Origin of the sequence: Microvirga aerilata (assembly GCF_016743775.1) — a bacterium.
Lineage (GTDB): Bacteria > Pseudomonadota > Alphaproteobacteria > Rhizobiales > Beijerinckiaceae > Microvirga > Microvirga aerilata.
The window spans coordinates 1-904 of the sequence record NZ_JAEQMY010000323.1 but is presented as its reverse complement, the minus strand read 5'-3'; the positions used below and the strand labels follow the sequence as shown (position 1 = coordinate 904).

Below are 904 nucleotides of genomic sequence, written 5' to 3'. Positions count from 1 at the left end.
CTGCACGTACTTGTCTCCCCAGGTTTCCACCACCCACTCGGTAAAGGCCTGCGCCTGGATCTTGAACTCTGGCAGCATGCCGGGGCGGATGCCTGCCTCTTCAGCTTGGCGCCGCTCCTTGTCCGAGATTCTGCCCTGCTCGACCATCAGCTTCAGGACGAGGAGCGCTCGCTCGTGCGCACGCTCTCGCGTCTTTGCCCGAAGCGGGTTGAGCCGTGCAGGAGCCTTGACCATTCCGGCCAGCAGAGCCGCCTCGTACAGCGTCAGATCCTTGGGCTCTTTGCGGAAGTAGTGCCGGCTCGCCCGATACAGCCCGACGATGTCGCGTCCGCCGAACTCGATCTGGTTGAGGTAGGCGGCCAAGAGTTCCTCTTTGCCCACCGCCTCGTCGAAGAGACCGGCGTACCAGACCTCTGCCCCTTTGCGCTCGAGACGCGTGAGCACGTCACTGGCGCGCAGGTCGTGGAACACCAAGTTCTTGAGCAGTTGCATCGGGATCGTGCTGCCGCCCCGGGTGAGGCCGCCTTTGAGCACGGACAGCAGCGAAACCACATCGACTCCGCCATGGTCGAAGAAGCGCTTGTCCTCGACGGTCACGATGGCCTTCTTCATCACCTCGGGGATCTCTGAGGGGGCAAGCACGACCGGACAGCGGCAGTAGGCGTCCCATCCCGTCTTGGTGCGGGAGACCATTACCTGGGGGGAGGTCACCAGGAGGCGCAAGGACCGAGGCTGGAGATCCCAGAAGTGAACCGGGTCTGCGGCTTGTGCAGTGGGTGCGTGGGAGAGGCTGATAAGCAGGAGAGCAGTGGCGAGCGCCAGAGCGCGGGTCATTGGAGGCCCTGTAACGCGCCGACCGATTCGGCGCCAAGACCTTCAACAAACACGAAAACTATGGCTGAAA

1 protein-coding gene is annotated in these 904 nt (G+C 63.1%); it reads right to left on the bottom strand.

Features of this window, described 5'->3' with window-relative positions:
- Positions 1-834, bottom strand: an 834-nt coding sequence (locus tag JKG68_RS32610; RefSeq protein ID WP_202066603.1) for a biosynthetic peptidoglycan transglycosylase, incomplete at its 3' end; no start/stop codon positions are given.
- Between the last annotated feature and the right edge of the window lie 70 nt (positions 835-904).